Below are 13183 nucleotides of genomic sequence, written 5' to 3'. Positions count from 1 at the left end.
AATTAATTCAAGAGAATGATTGGAAGAGAAATAACAATGACTAAGAGTAAGAACCCATTAAAACTTTGTGGTATCGAATTTACTGAATACGCCACACCAGATTCTGATTTTATGGAAAAAGCTTTTTATGGCTTTGGTTTTTCTAAAACCAAAAAAATGAAAGGGCGTGATATTGAATACTTTAACCAAAACGATATCCACTTTTTATTGAATAAAGAAAAAGCCGGCTTCTCAAAAGAATTCGCTAAAAGTCACGGACCTGCGATTTGTTCTATGGGCTGGCGCGTTGAAGATGCCGACTTCGCCTTTGCTGAAGCCGTAAGACGTGGTGCAAAATCTGCGGAAAATGAAGCAAACAAACTTCCTTACCCTGCGATCTTTGGTATTGGTGATAGCCTGATTTATTTCATCGAGAACTTCGCGACCACAGGTAAGAATAAAGGTTTAATCTATGACACTGACTTTGAAGATATCGCTGAGCCCGTTATCCTTGAAGATAAAGGTTTTTTAGCCGTTGATCATATGACTAACAATGTTCGTCAAGGCACCATGCATAAATGGGCTGATTTTTATAAAGACGTTTTTGGCTTTACTGAAGTACGTTATTTTGACATCAAAGGTGTTAAAACAGCATTGATCTCTTATGCACTGCAATCACCTTGTGGTAAGTTCTGCATCCCGATTAATGAAGGTAAAGGCAGCACCAACAATCAAATTGATGAGTATTTAAAAGAATATAATGGCCCTGGCGTACAGCATTTAGCCTTTATTACCGATGACTTAGTGGGCTCATTAGACAAACTTGATAGTTCAATTATTGATACGCTCAATATTGTGCCAGAGTATTATGATGAAATATTTGACCGCGTACCTTGGGTAAAAGAAGATAAAGCTAAGATTAAAGAGCATCAAATTTTGGTTGATAGCCAAGGTGAAAATACTTACTTATTGCAAATTTTTACTAAAAACTTATTTGGTCCCATTTTTATTGAAATGATTCAACGAGTGGATGATCAAGGTTTTGGCGAAGGTAACTTCTCAACCTTGTTTAAATCGATTGAATTAAACCAAATGGAACGTGGCGTTTTATAAGCTGAATTCAACTAATAACGTTCGTATATTTTTGATAAAAAAAACCAGCCAGCTAAAAAGCTTGCTGGTTTTTTATTGTTTGTCTGTTTAGTTAACTAAACAGACAGGTATTATGGTTTATGTTCCGTTAGCTGACACGTTAAGGTCTTTCAAAATACCATCGTGTAACTTGTAAACTACACCATGGACGGTAATATCTTGCTTATTCTGCCAAGCATTTAATAAAGTGGTGGTTTTACATATATTGGCTACTTGCTCAATAACATTGAGCTCACATAATAAATTAATGCGTTCTTTTTCATCCGTTATCTTATCCATCTCTTCTTTATGGAAACGGTAAACATCTTCTATATGGCGTAACCAGTTATCAATAAGACCATGGCTTTTATTATCAAGGGCTGCACTGACACCACCACAACCATAATGGCCACAGACGATAATGTGCTGTACTTTTAATACATCAACGGCATATTGAATAACAGATAAACAGTTTAAGTCGGTATGAATAACTTGATTGGCGATATTACGGTGAACAAAGACTTCACCAGGTTGCATGCCAAGTAGTTCGTTAGCAGGTACGCGAGAGTCGGAGCAACCTATCCATAAATACTTTGGCGATTGCTGTTCAGATAAGCCTTTAAAAAACTCAGGATCTTCTTTGGTAATTTTTTCTGCCCATTGTTTATTATTATCAAACAGGTGTTGTATCGTTGTCATAAGTCTAAGTCACGCCGAGTAGTTAAATATCATGACATTTTATGTCATGAAAAAGGTAAGTGAAAGTAATTATTTGTAATGTTGTAGCATTTTGGGGGATTAGTCGTCAATGCAAAATGAAGATGCGTTTTTAAATACAAAACATGGTTTGACCCATAGTGAGCTATTAGCATTGCTGCTTACACAACGTTTGTTTTTTTCGGCTACTTGAAGACCCTTAATTAATTAATAAGTGTAAATGCTATGAGTATCTCCAGTATAATAACGATAATTTATACCCTATAGGTAAACTACTATGGCTAGTGCATGTGCATTACATATTTTAGTAAAAACTGAAAAACAAGCTTTAGAAATAAAAGCACAACTTGATAACGGCGCTAACTTTGCTGCGCTGGCAAAAAAGCACTCTCTTTGTCCATCAAAGAAAAAAGGTGGTGATTTGGGCGAGTTTCGCCGTGGACAAATGGTGAAAGCTTTTGATGATGTTGTTTTTAAAAGGCCGGTATTAAAAGTACATGGACCAATAAAAACAAAGTTTGGCTATCATTTAATTAAAACCTTATATCGTAATTAACAGCATATTTACCCCTGTTGTTATGTGATTATGTCGCTATTTTGTTTTTTCTTCCTGCTCTTCTTTATCAAGAATTTCATTGCGCTGCTTTATCTTTTTAAGTTGCTCTGCCGTTAAATTAAACTTTCTGGCCGATTTTTTTAATACATAAATACCGCCAACGATAATACCCAGAGCAAGCGCTGTAATAATAATTTCTGTTAATGACATCTATACATAATCCTTTTTGATAACTTTGATGAAAATACTAGCAAAAATAATGCTATACAGGTAATTTATTCTATTATATAAAATACTTGGTATAAAACTCCGAGTGTACATTGCAATAAAAAATATAAGAGAAAATAGTATGCTAAGTAAGTTATCGACAAAGCTCCTGCTACCCAATTTAGCGATTGGCTTAGCTTTTATTTTCGGCCTGTTTTTTATTAGCGATACAGTTAGTAAATTTACCCTAGCGGTAATTTTCACAGCTTTAGTTATCTTGCAAAGTCTGGTTAGCTACTTCTTTTTCAATCAAATGCTAACCAAGCGTTTAGTTAGACTAAAAGCTTATCTTGATATGGTTGTCAGTATTGAAGAAGCGCCATCAGAGCCATTAAAAGATCCGGCTAATGACGAACTTGCCCAAGTAACCAATGACCTCAGTCATTTTATTGTCGACTTGGCTGATGTTGTTAACGTTATTAGACAAGAGTCAGAAGTGTTAAGGCAAGGCTCTACTTCATTGTCTTTGCAAATGTCTGACTCTGTAGCGCTGGTGGAAAACTCAACCGAACAAATTTCGCAAATGGCAGAGTCTATTGAGGACGTTGCCAATACCTCGACGAGTTTATCAAACAGTGCTGAACAAGTAAGTGAGACCACCAGTTCAGTTATGGAAATATTGGCAAAAGGTGTTAACTCTTCTAATACCAGTCAAGAAACTATTGAAGCTGTTGCTAGCGAAGTGGGGGATATGGCCAAGGAGCTTGCTTTGTTGCAAGAGGAAAGTGCGCGCATAGGCTCGGTCTTAGATGTTATTAGAGGTATTGCCGAGCAAACAAACTTACTTGCCTTAAATGCCGCAATTGAAGCGGCTCGTGCTGGAGACCAAGGCCGAGGTTTTGCCGTTGTTGCCGATGAAGTTCGTGCATTGGCACATCGGACTCAAGAATCAACGGTAGAAATACAAGCTATGGTTGAAGGGTTACAAGCTAAAACAACAAATGCCGTCAACAGTATGAGTAAAGGGCATAAGTTAACGCAAGACTCTTTAAATTATTCCGCTGAGGTTGTTAGTGCATTAGAGCAGATTGGTTATGCTTTTCAAGATGTCGATAACTTAACATCACAAATTGCCAGCACTACCTTGGCGCAACAAAGTGCTACGTCATCTATTAATGACACTATGTTAGCTGTGGTGTCCTTAAGTCATGACATTAACAGTGGTCTAAATTCTGTTGCTGCGCATGCAGAGCAACAGCAACAAACGTCAAAAGAAGTAGAGCAGACCATTAATAGAATTTGTGTTTAATTTACCGCTCACTTTCTTGTTTACGTAATTTTGCCAGCTTTTGTAATTGCTTCGATTGCTCATGTAAGCTGGTACGCACCAATATTTCTCTATCTTCTTCGCGGATAAAATGAAAAGTTACCTTGTAAGCAAACAGTTCGTTAGCTGACTCGACCGCGATTACCTCACCGTAGCAATAAATAGCACAATTATTTTCAATTAAAAATATTTTAAGCTCAAGTAATTGGCCGACATCAAATGCCATTGCTGCGATAACTTTTATGCCGCCACCACCAAATTTTACCCCTTGATGCCTATGCTGTATTTCATCTTGCTGACTCAGAATATAGCCAACCAGTAAATCAATTTTTTGTGATTGTTGGTTAAGGAAGCTAACTAGTTGGCTAGCGCTACTACCTAAGCTTTGCAATGAACGTAAAGCCGATTGGTCTATTGAGTTCATTTCAGTTGCCAGCTTAAAAGGCATCGGCATTTTTGCCATAAATCCTTCAAAGCTACTGGCTTGATGTTTATCTATGGGGGTAATGTTTACCGAGAAGTCATGTTCAATGGCAAAAAACTCATGATATTGGGCTAATTTTTGTTCAAGGGAAAGAGCAGTCATGTTGTGTAGTTTCCATTTATAAGGCTAAAAGCTTATAAAGTAATGCATTAGCTGAATATATACAGTGTCAAATAATCAAAGCATAGAATGAGTATGCATAAATTATTCTCCTTGCCACTGAAATCCTGCACTTTGAATGCTAACGGGTCTATAACAAAAAATTGTAACTTCAATTGTCTGGGGCTATTTTTTTCAGACAAGTTTAGTGATTGTGTTATGCTACAGAACATTCTAAATCAGTACCAGATATAATAATACCTCAATGTTTCAACCTATTAGTATCTTCATCGGACTGCGCTATAGTCGTAGTAAAAGCCCTACTGGCTTTGTTTCTTTTATTACTTTTTTTTCTACTGTCGGTATTTTATTAGGAGTAGCGGCTCTTATAACCGTGGTCTCCGTGATGAATGGTTTTGAAGGCGAATTAAAAAAACGAATATTAGGTATAGTTCCCCACGTAATTGTCAGTGACTTCCCTAGCCAAGAACCTAGTCAAGAATCTAACAAAGAGCCTATTAAAGAGACTCGTACCCCACATGAACCTAGCTGGCTCGCTTTACGAGAAGAGTTACTTAGCCAACCTCATGTGCTGCAAGTGACGCCTTTTCTCGAAAGTGAAGCGTTAATTCAGTCACCCAATGGACTGCAAGGTGTGCTTGTACAAGGGATAATGCCTAAGTTTGAACAATCAAATATTATCAACAGCCATATGGTTGCGGGCAGTCTGGAAAACCTGATAAAACAAAGTTACTCAGTGGTAATAGGGCAGGCGCTAGCCAATAAATTACAAGTTTCCTTAGGTGATGAAGTTCGGCTGGTACTACCGAATAAAAGTGTCTTTACCCCTATGGGGCGTATTCCCGTGCAACGTGTGTTTAACGTCGCTGGTATTTTTCATATTGGCTCACAAGTTGATGATGCCATGGTTTATGTGGACAGCCGCTATGGCGCGAAATTGCTAAGGCGAAAGGGTGATGGTATTGATAAGTTACGCCTTTATTTGGATGATGCTTTTAATGCCAAGCGCGTAGTAACAACACTTGAGAAAAAGCAAAAAGACTCACAACAAAATACCCAGCAAAAAAATCCACTACATTCTGTTAGTTTTAGCACTTGGGATGAAAGCCAAGGGGCATTATTTTCAGCGGTAAAAATGGAAAAAAATATGATGTGGCTCATGCTTAGTTTAATTATTGCCGTTGCCGCTTTTAATATTGTTTCGGCACTGGTGATGGTTGTTGTTGAAAAACAAGCTGAAATAGGCATATTGCAAACATTAGGTTTAGCACGTATTGATGTCATTAAAATTTTTATTACTCAGGGTATGGTGAATGGTTTGTGGGGCGTTACCCTTGGCGGCCTGCTTGGACTGATTCTAGCCCTTAATCTGAACGATATAATGCAGGTGGTCGGTGTTAATTTATTTGGCTTTGGCATGCAAGATTTACCGGTAAAGCTTGAGTGGCTTGATGTGTTAACTATTATTTTCTCAGCACTCATCATGAGTTTTCTTGCCACGCTTTATCCGGCATATCAAGCTTCGACTACCCAGCCAGCACAGGTGCTACGCAATGAATAAGGTCTATATTAATGAGTAAAGTATTACAGTGTTGTCAGTTAACTAAATCATATAAGCAAGGTGATATTGAAACTAAGGTATTAAAAAACTTAGATCTCAGTGTTGAGAAAGGAGAGCTTATTGCTGTTGTTGGTAGCTCTGGTTGCGGAAAAAGTACCTTCTTACACCTTGCTGGCGCTTTAGATACACCAAGCTCAGGCAAGGTGCTTATCAATGGTATTGATATTCATCAATTATCTGATAAAGAAAGAGCCAAATTCAGAAATCAGCATATTGGCTTTATTTATCAATTTCACCATTTGATGATGGAATTTACTGCGCAAGAAAATGTTGCTATGCCATTGATGATCCGAGGTGAAAAACCCAAACAGGCATTGTTAGCCGCTAAGAACATGCTTGAACAGGTTGGCTTAAGCCACAGAATTGATTACCGACCTTCACAATTATCTGGCGGCGAACGTCAACGTGTGGCGATTGCTCGAGCATTAGTTACCAAGCCGTCCTTAGTGTTAGCAGATGAGCCAACGGGTAATTTAGATAGCGATACCGCAGAGCAAATTTATCAACTTATCCGTAGTTTGAATAAGACTGCTCAGACAAGTTTTGTTATTGTGACCCATGATTTAGTCTTGGCGAGTCGCATGGATAGGCAAGTGAAATTAGTGCAGGGTCAAATATCACCTTGGTTAGATGAGAACAATGAGGCACTAATTACAGATAATGCTAACAGTGAATTAAGTCAAGATATCCCACAAGTAAGCGAAAAACATGTTTAAACCGTTAAGTATCTTTTTAGGTTGGCGTTATGTGCGCAGTCGACACGGCAATGGTTTTTCAGCTTTTATCTCTGCTTCTTCTACCATTGGTATTGCTTTAGGGGTAACTGTACTTATTGTTGTGCTTAGTGCTATGAATGGCTTTGAACGAGAGTTATCACAAAAGCTGCTTTCGATAGTTCCTCACGTTGAATTGGTTAGTGTCAATGAGCCGATAAAAAATTGGCGACAAAGCATAAATAAAGTACAAAACGAACAAGCCGTATTAGCTGCTGCGCCAGTCATCAAAATGACCGGCATGTTACAACATGGTTTGCAGCTCAAAGCCGTGGAAGTACGTGGTGTTGATGCCCAACTTGAAATGCAGGTGTCGAGTATTGATGATTATATTATTGCTGGTAAGTGGCAGGGGCTGAGCGCCGCTAAGCAAAATAGTAATACTATTATTATAGGTAGTGGCGTAGCAAAAAAACTATCAGTAGAGCTGGGTGATAAAATACAGTTGTTGTTACCTCCACCAGGAGGGGGTAATGATGTTAAACAAGTGTTTTCTGCCCCTATCACTCGTCATGTCGAAGTGGTTGGTATTTTTAAATTTGGCGGCACAATAGACGAAACATTAGCTTATGTCCCACTGACCCTAGCCAGTGAGGTTATGGGCTATAAAAGTAATGAAACACAAAGCATACGTTTGAAAGTTACCGATGTGTTTTCTGCACCAAAAATAGCGAGACAAGTAGTCTATAATTTTGACCATTATGTTTATATCAATAATTGGACCCGTACCCAAGGGCATTTATTTAATGATATTCAGTTGGTGCGCATGGTGATGTTTATTGTCTTAGTACTGGTGATCGCTGTAGCTAGCTTTAATATTGTCTCAACCTTGATTATGGCGGTTAATGAGAGGCAGGGCGATATTGCGATTTTAAAAACCATGGGTGCAAGTTCACAAACAATAATGTTGGCTTTTATTGCTCAAGGTTTGGTTAATGGCGTAGTTGGTAGTCTGTTAGGTGCACTTTGTGGCGTTTATTTGGCGTTAAACCTTAGTGATATTATTAGCAGCATAGAGCAGTTTCTGGGGGTTACTTTCTTATCAGGCGATGTCTATTTTATTAACTACCTGCCAAGTGTTTTACACCTTAGTGATGTTTATGCCACCGTTATCACGGCACTCATTATGAGTCTGTTGGCGACTTTATATCCCGCATGGCGAGCAACAAAAATTGAGCCTGCACAAGTGTTAGGGCAACAATAATACCAATCCGTATAATCATCGCTAATACAAGTGCCTCAAATAGCTTATTTCTAGCTGAAAAAAAGACAAAAAAAAGCCCGCAAACTAAGTGCGGGCCAACTCTAATATCAAGTTGATATAAGGAAGTTAAATTCCAAGAAACATGTCAGAGAGAAAAGATAGTATCTATCATTTCAAGTAATCCGGTTAATGATATCTCTTTGGGAGAAAGAGGAACTATCATTGCGCTAACTCAGAAAACAAAGCTATCATAATAGCGATACCGCCTTTCGACAAACTAAAAAAAATACAGTCTAGCATTAGAAAAACTAATGCGAAGCTATTGGCTTGATTGTTAAAGTTATTCAGTGAATAACTATTCACAAATATTTAAAACACACCAGTTAACAGGCTTTTGTTGTGATTGTTTATGCAACTCTTAATAAGTCTCTTTAATTTACACTGCTTTATTAATGAAGATTTAATCAATAAATTATTTGTAACTTTAGTATTAACTTAAAAAATCTAATGTTGTTCTGCAGAGTTTTATGCCTGTTAGGGCAAAACCAGGGTTTAAAATTAGATGTGCTAATGGGCGGTTGATTGGTGTTGATGGTACTAATTGTTGATAGTTGCTATATAGGTAAATTAAATGCGGGCAAAATTCAATATCGGGGATTTATTGGAGTCTTTGGATTTAAAATGAAGTTGGTAGCTATTGTTCTGTGTTGAAAGTGCCTAGCAAAGGAAACTTTGCTAGGCATATGCGGATTTACTCTTTACTAGCTAAAGTTAGCTTGAGCAAAATCCCAGTTAGCTAATGCCCAAAAACCGTTAAGGTAATTTGGTCTTACATTGCGGTAATCAATGTAGTAAGCATGTTCCCATAAATCTACAGTAATAAGTGGCGTAACACCTTCATCTGTTAATGGTGTTGCTGCATTAGAAGTATTTACAATCGCTAAGCTGCCGTCAGCGTTTTTAACTAACCAAGTCCAGCTAGAGCCAAAGTTGTTAATAGCGCTATCAGTGAACTTAGCTTTGAATTCATCAAATGAACCGAAGTTACTGTTAATAGCTGCTAGTAAATCACCTGATGGCTCACCGCCACCGTTTGGACTTAAGCTGTTCCAGTAAAAAGTATGGTTCCAGATTTGTGCTGCGTTATTAAAAATACCAGCTGAAGAGCTTTTAACAATCTCTTCTAAGCTTTTATTTTCGAACTCAGTACCGCCAATTAAGCCATTAAGCTTAACAACGTATGTATTGTGGTGCTTGCCATAATGAAATGATAAAGTTTCTGCTGAAATGTGTGGCTCTAAAGCATTTTGCTCGTAAGGTAATGCCGGTAATTCAATGGCCATGGTACTCTCCTAGTTATAATTCTAATTTTCCACCAAAAATAGGTGTGTTTTCATATAAACTTGAGTAAAATACTCAAGTATTATTTATTCAGGTCATAAAGTTATATAGGGGCTGTTAGGGCAAGTTTCAAGGCTATATATTTTAAAAATCAATAGTTAATATATTTTTATGCTAGTACTTATTCTATTACCTTGTATTGAACAGAGTTGAAAACTTAGTTTTTATCTCCATATGATAGATATTGCGGACAAATTAATAGAATAAGCATTAATTAATAGAGGGTGTTATGGATACAATTGAGCGCATTAAAGAACAAATTAGCGAAAATACAATCTTGCTATATATGAAAGGGTCTCCTAAATTACCAAACTGTGGCTTTTCATCTCAAGCATCACAAGCATTGATTTCTTGTGAAGAGAAATTTGCTTATGTTGATATCTTACAGAACCCAGACATTCGTGCTGAATTACCTAAATATGCTGATTGGCCAACCTTCCCACAATTATGGGTTGAAGGTGAGTTAGTCGGTGGTTGTGATATTATCATGGAAATGTTTCAACAAGGTGAATTACAAACCTTAGTGAAAGAAGCCGCGGCAAGAAATGCCTCAGCAGATGATAGTTCAGCAGAAGCATAATATTAACTGATTTATATTTAACTATCTGCGACACTTTTTGTCGGCAGATAATTAAACTTTTTAACACAAATAAAAACGGAGTATAAAATGAGCGTATTAGTTGGTCGTCAAGCACCAGATTTCACTGCTGCAGCAGTACTAGGTAACGGCGAGATTGTAGATAGCTTTACATTAAGCGAAGCTATTAAAGGTAAAAAAGCAGTAGTATTTTTCTATCCTTTAGATTTTACTTTTGTTTGTCCATCTGAGCTTTTAGCTTTTGATCACCGCATGGAAGAATTTAAAAGCCGTGGCGTAGAAGTAATTGGTGTTTCAATTGATTCACAATTTTCTCATAACGCATGGCGTAACACTCCAGTAAATGAAGGTGGCATTGGTCCAGTACAATACACTTTAGTTGCCGATGTTAAACATGAAATTTGTAAAGCTTACGATGTTGAGCATCCTGAAGCTGGCGTTGCTTTCCGTGGTTCTTTCTTAATTGATGAAGAAGGTAACGTACGTCACCAAGTAATCAACGACTTGCCACTAGGCCGTGATGTAGATGAAATGTTACGTATGGTTGACGCACTACAATTCCACCAAGACCATGGCGAAGTTTGTCCTGCTGGTTGGAAGAAAGGTGATAAAGGTATGACAGCGTCTACTGAAGGCGTAGCTGCTTACCTTACTGATAATGCAGATAAGTTATAATTTATTGCTTAATCGTTAAATTGGTTATTAACATCAGTTAACGAGAAAGTAAAAACCAAAAAACCGCGTAAGCGGTTTTTTTATGCCTAAAATTCAATAAAGTCAGCTTGGGATCTATTCCTGTGCTTCAGATTCACTCTCGGCTAACGGCCAACCACCTAATACTCTCCACTTTTTTACTATCTGACAAAGATATATTGATTTAGCCGGCAGTTTTCTACTGTGCTTCATCTTCCGTTTCAATATCAGTTTCTATCTCAGCTAACGGCCAACCACCTAATGCTCGCCACTTATTAACAATGTGACAAAATAGCTCAGCAGTCTTTTCGGTATCATAAAGCGCGCTGTGTGCTTCATTATTATTAAAGTCTATATTGGCCGCCATGCAAGCTTTGGCTAGTACAGTTTGACCTAAGGCAAGGCCGGCTAAAGTTGTAGTATCAAAACTAACAAAGCTATGAAAAGGGCTACGTTTAATTTTACAACGCTCGGTAGCAGCATTTAAAAAACCTAAATCAAAGGCGGCATTGTGGGCAACAATAATGGCTCGCTGACAACCAGCAGCCTTCATTTTTTTTCGTACTAATTTAAAAAGTCCTTTAAGCGCTTCACCTTCATCAACCGCGCCACGTAAAGGATTCGTTGGATCAATGCCAGTAAATTCTAATGCTTTGGGTTCAAGATTAGCCCCTTCAAAAGGCTCAATATTAAATTGTATGGTTTCATCGATAGAGAAATCACCGGTGGCTTCATCTAAATGTAGCATTGAGGCGGCAAGCTCAAGTAACGCATCCGTTTGAGAGTTAAAACCTGCTGTTTCAACATCGATAACGACGGGGAAGTAGCCACGAAATCTTTGAGCAAAGGCGCTTTTAACGTTTTCAGTTTTGGCTTGAGTATTTTTCTGGCTATCTATTGAGCTTGATTCAGACATTGGTCACTGTGTAATGAAGAGAGAAAAGTAATGTCGGTGATTATCGCAGAAAGTTAATTTAAAAACGATAGTGAACATTGTATCTGACTCATTAAGTCTAATTTTTAGGGTGAAAAGCGATATTTCACCGATAAAATGCTAAAGTTATCTCAGTTTAGGACGATAACTTTATATATCTAATACGGGCTAAAGTGTAATGCTCGTTACCGCTTTCAATATTGTGCATAATTATGAAACCAATAATCGCAACAATGAGTTCATCTTTTTTTGTCATAGCTAGCTTAACAGCTAGTTTGTTTGCCAGTGATACCCGCGCAGGTATCCGACAATATAGCGCCGATATCCATACTTCACAATGGCAGCTGTCAGATGATTCTCGCCTACAATGCACCTTGTCACATCAAATTCCTCGCTATGGTGAAGCACGTTTTTCAGCAAAAGCCAGCCGCAAGCTTAATATGGAATTTGAGCTCGATATGATGTTGTTACCGGATAACTACTCATTAGCGGAAGTTCGCAGTGTTGCGCCTAACTGGCAACCTGGTGTCGGCTCTCGCACCTTAGCGACGATGAAATTACATAAACAGTTTAACCCAAGCTTACCCAAAAAAGTGGCTTGGACTATGTTAAGTGAACTAGAGCAGGGCATGAGTCCTACCTTTTACTATAACGACTGGTATAGCGAGCAAGATAAAATATCGGTTGGCTTATCAACAGCACGCTTTCAAAAAGCCTATAAAGATTTTGTTGGCTGTGTTGGTAACCTGCTTAACTACAGTTTTGATGATATTGCCTATACCGTACTTAACTATCAATCGAGTAGTGATAAATTTACTAAGGCTTCACAAAGGCGTATTGAAATGATTCGTCAGTATTTGAGCCTAGATCCTGAATTAGAATTGGTGTTGATTGATGCTTATTCTGATAGTTATGGTGGCCGTTGGTCAAACTTAAAGTTATCCGAGCGTCGCGCAGCAAAAATCAGAGATTATTTTGTTAAAAATGGTATCGATGTAAGTCGAATTGCTGCGAAAGGCTACGGTGAAAAACGTCATATAGCCTCGAATGACACTACTCTAGGTAGAGGGAAAAACCGCCGAGTAGTTATTCAAATGCAAAAACCTTAAGTAATTAAGTGCTTATTGACAGAGTTTTGTAAATAATACTTGCTAATAACTCTATCGAAACTAAAAAATATCTCAAGTAAAGTATTGAACAGGCCTGTAGATTCACAGTAATCTACAGGCCTGTTTTCGTCTGTGCTCTATTTGAGTGCGACTTTTTATTTTAAAGGGTTAAATGTCATGAAACATTTTTCAAAACTTTGCTTGTTACTCGGCTGTTTTACAGGGTCTGTAGCACCGATTACGTGGGCGCATGATGGAGAGCAACATCAACATGCTAAGGTGTCTAAGTTAACAGATGCATATACTTATGCTAATTATGATCAAGTTAA

14 protein-coding genes are annotated in these 13183 nt (G+C 37.9%); 9 read left to right on the top strand and 5 right to left on the bottom strand.

The genetic code is table 11. The features are described 5' to 3' along the window. The first annotated feature begins 36 nt into the window (after window positions 1-36). The gene (gene hppD, locus HRT50_RS08180; RefSeq protein ID WP_291613257.1) at window positions 37-1092 is read left to right on the top strand and encodes a 4-hydroxyphenylpyruvate dioxygenase; all 1056 of its coding nucleotides are present in this window, start codon (window positions 37-39) and stop codon (window positions 1090-1092) included. A 117-nt stretch (window positions 1093-1209) separates the two neighbouring features. Here the strand turns inward: hppD and can are convergent, their stop codons facing one another. After that, window positions 1210-1809: a carbonate dehydratase gene (gene can / locus HRT50_RS08175; protein ID WP_291613254.1), complete on the bottom strand. Its 600-nt coding sequence runs from the start codon at window positions 1807-1809 to the stop codon at window positions 1210-1212. Between the two features lie 295 nt (window positions 1810-2104). Here can and ppiC point away from each other — a divergent pair, with 295 nt between their 5' ends. Continuing rightward, window positions 2105-2383, top strand: a complete 279-nt coding sequence (gene ppiC, locus HRT50_RS08170) for a peptidylprolyl isomerase PpiC (RefSeq protein ID WP_291613252.1) — start codon at window positions 2105-2107, stop codon at window positions 2381-2383. Between the two features lie 36 nt (window positions 2384-2419). Here ppiC and HRT50_RS08165 read toward each other — a convergent pair whose 3' ends face one another. Continuing rightward, the gene (locus HRT50_RS08165) at window positions 2420-2593 is read right to left on the bottom strand and encodes a DUF2897 family protein (RefSeq protein WP_291613251.1); all 174 of its coding nucleotides are present in this window, start codon (window positions 2591-2593) and stop codon (window positions 2420-2422) included. A 139-nt stretch (window positions 2594-2732) separates the two neighbouring features. Here HRT50_RS08165 and HRT50_RS08160 point away from each other — a divergent pair, with 139 nt between their 5' ends. Beyond that, window positions 2733-3899: a methyl-accepting chemotaxis protein gene (locus HRT50_RS08160; RefSeq protein WP_291613249.1), complete on the top strand. Its 1167-nt coding sequence runs from the start codon at window positions 2733-2735 to the stop codon at window positions 3897-3899. Window position 3900: 1 nt separating this feature from the next. On the opposite strand, the gene HRT50_RS08155 is transcribed toward HRT50_RS08160, so the two are convergent. Next, a complete protein-coding gene (locus tag HRT50_RS08155) occupies window positions 3901-4503 on the bottom strand; it encodes a PilZ domain-containing protein (protein WP_291613244.1) in 603 nt (200 codons plus the stop codon). Window positions 4504-4765: 262 nt separating this feature from the next. Between HRT50_RS08155 and HRT50_RS08150 the strand changes: the two genes are divergently transcribed. Genes HRT50_RS08150 through lolE form a run of 3 tightly spaced genes read left to right on the top strand, consistent with a single transcriptional unit; the run spans window position 4766 to window position 8119 of the window. After that, entirely contained in the window at window positions 4766-6082 is a 1317-nt protein-coding gene (locus HRT50_RS08150) for a lipoprotein-releasing ABC transporter permease subunit (RefSeq protein WP_291613242.1), read from the top strand. 11 nt (window positions 6083-6093) lie between these two features. After that, window positions 6094-6858, top strand: coding sequence for a lipoprotein-releasing ABC transporter ATP-binding protein LolD (lolD, locus tag HRT50_RS08145; RefSeq protein WP_291613240.1), 765 nt, complete (start codon window positions 6094-6096; stop codon window positions 6856-6858). Next, entirely contained in the window at window positions 6851-8119 is a 1269-nt protein-coding gene (gene lolE / locus HRT50_RS08140; protein WP_291613238.1) for a lipoprotein-releasing ABC transporter permease subunit LolE, read from the top strand. The genes lolD and lolE overlap by 8 nt, the downstream gene beginning before the upstream one ends. 761 nt (window positions 8120-8880) lie before the next feature. Here lolE and HRT50_RS08135 read toward each other — a convergent pair. Next, window positions 8881-9462, bottom strand: coding sequence for a Fe-Mn family superoxide dismutase (locus HRT50_RS08135; protein WP_291613236.1), 582 nt, complete (start codon window positions 9460-9462; stop codon window positions 8881-8883). Window positions 9463-9749: 287 nt separating this feature from the next. Here HRT50_RS08135 and HRT50_RS08130 point away from each other — a divergent pair, with 287 nt between their 5' ends. Further along, window positions 9750-10100: a Grx4 family monothiol glutaredoxin gene (locus HRT50_RS08130; RefSeq protein ID WP_291613234.1), complete on the top strand. Its 351-nt coding sequence runs from the start codon at window positions 9750-9752 to the stop codon at window positions 10098-10100. An 87-nt stretch (window positions 10101-10187) separates the two neighbouring features. Continuing rightward, on the top strand, window positions 10188-10793 hold the full coding sequence (locus tag HRT50_RS08125; RefSeq protein WP_291613232.1) for a peroxiredoxin: 606 nt from the start codon (window positions 10188-10190) through the stop codon (window positions 10791-10793). Between the two features lie 217 nt (window positions 10794-11010). Here HRT50_RS08125 and rnt read toward each other — a convergent pair whose 3' ends face one another. After that, window positions 11011-11727, bottom strand: coding sequence for a ribonuclease T (gene rnt, locus HRT50_RS08120; protein WP_291613230.1), 717 nt, complete (start codon window positions 11725-11727; stop codon window positions 11011-11013). Between the two features lie 230 nt (window positions 11728-11957). Between rnt and HRT50_RS08115 the strand changes: the two genes are divergently transcribed. After that, a complete protein-coding gene (locus tag HRT50_RS08115; RefSeq protein WP_291613228.1) occupies window positions 11958-12854 on the top strand; it encodes an OmpA family protein in 897 nt (298 codons plus the stop codon). Window positions 12855-13183: the final 329 nt, after the last annotated feature.

This window comes from Colwellia sp. (genome assembly GCF_013215345.1).
Taxonomy (GTDB): Bacteria; Pseudomonadota; Gammaproteobacteria; order Enterobacterales; family Alteromonadaceae; genus Colwellia.
Note: the sequence above shows the minus strand (reverse complement) of the source record. Positions and strands in the feature narration are given on the sequence as shown.

What these genes read in the sequence shown, in the direction of transcription:
- hppD (WP_291613257.1), top strand. Translation starts at nt 37, where the DNA reads ATGACTAAGAGTAAGAACCCATTAAAACTTTGTGGTATCGAATTTACT.
- can (WP_291613254.1), bottom strand. Translation starts at nt 1,809, where the DNA reads ATGACAACGATACAACACCTGTTTGATAATAATAAACAATGGGCAGAA.
- ppiC (WP_291613252.1), top strand. Translation starts at nt 2,105, where the DNA reads ATGGCTAGTGCATGTGCATTACATATTTTAGTAAAAACTGAAAAACAA.
- HRT50_RS08165 (WP_291613251.1), bottom strand. Translation starts at nt 2,593, where the DNA reads ATGTCATTAACAGAAATTATTATTACAGCGCTTGCTCTGGGTATTATC.
- HRT50_RS08160 (WP_291613249.1), top strand. Translation starts at nt 2,733, where the DNA reads ATGCTAAGTAAGTTATCGACAAAGCTCCTGCTACCCAATTTAGCGATT.
- HRT50_RS08155 (WP_291613244.1), bottom strand. Translation starts at nt 4,503, where the DNA reads ATGACTGCTCTTTCCCTTGAACAAAAATTAGCCCAATATCATGAGTTT.
- HRT50_RS08150 (WP_291613242.1), top strand. Translation starts at nt 4,766, where the DNA reads ATGTTTCAACCTATTAGTATCTTCATCGGACTGCGCTATAGTCGTAGT.
- lolD (WP_291613240.1), top strand. Translation starts at nt 6,094, where the DNA reads ATGAGTAAAGTATTACAGTGTTGTCAGTTAACTAAATCATATAAGCAA.
- lolE (WP_291613238.1), top strand. Translation starts at nt 6,851, where the DNA reads ATGTTTAAACCGTTAAGTATCTTTTTAGGTTGGCGTTATGTGCGCAGT.
- HRT50_RS08135 (WP_291613236.1), bottom strand. Translation starts at nt 9,462, where the DNA reads ATGGCCATTGAATTACCGGCATTACCTTACGAGCAAAATGCTTTAGAG.
- HRT50_RS08130 (WP_291613234.1), top strand. Translation starts at nt 9,750, where the DNA reads ATGGATACAATTGAGCGCATTAAAGAACAAATTAGCGAAAATACAATC.
- HRT50_RS08125 (WP_291613232.1), top strand. Translation starts at nt 10,188, where the DNA reads ATGAGCGTATTAGTTGGTCGTCAAGCACCAGATTTCACTGCTGCAGCA.
- rnt (WP_291613230.1), bottom strand. Translation starts at nt 11,727, where the DNA reads ATGTCTGAATCAAGCTCAATAGATAGCCAGAAAAATACTCAAGCCAAA.
- HRT50_RS08115 (WP_291613228.1), top strand. Translation starts at nt 11,958, where the DNA reads ATGAAACCAATAATCGCAACAATGAGTTCATCTTTTTTTGTCATAGCT.